1 protein-coding gene is annotated in these 304 nt (G+C 52.0%); it reads right to left on the bottom strand.

All coding sequences use genetic code 11. The annotated features are described in order from the left end of the window. On the bottom strand, positions 1–304 hold a 304-nt coding region (locus tag KDM89_RS21460), incomplete at both ends, for a fibronectin type III domain-containing protein (RefSeq protein WP_212689816.1).

Raw genomic sequence — 304 nt, 5'->3', positions numbered from 1 at the left:
GCTGACCATTTCTTTCGAGTTTGTAGCTGGACGCACCGTCCACGGCGGTCCATTCCAGGCTGATCTGGGTGGTTTCAATTTTTGTGGCACGTGGGACTGCAGGTGTTGCGACAGTCACTCCTTTAGCCTTGGTCTTACCTGTTAATTCAGAAGGTTTAGAGCAGCCAGTGCTGGCGCAGGCATGCAGGCGATATGCATAGTCGGTGCCGGGTACCAGATTGGAATCCTGATAGCTATTGCTGTTAGGACGTGAAACTAATTGGAACGCTGCCGGGTCTTGCGGGTTAATGTTATTGCGCCATAC

It is taken from the genome of Cognatundibacterium luofuense (genome assembly GCF_018139685.1).
GTDB classification, from domain to species: domain Bacteria; phylum Pseudomonadota; class Gammaproteobacteria; order Burkholderiales; family Burkholderiaceae_D; genus Undibacterium; species Undibacterium luofuense.
The sequence above is the reverse complement of the archived record's forward strand: the minus strand, read 5'-3'. Positions and strand labels throughout refer to the sequence as shown.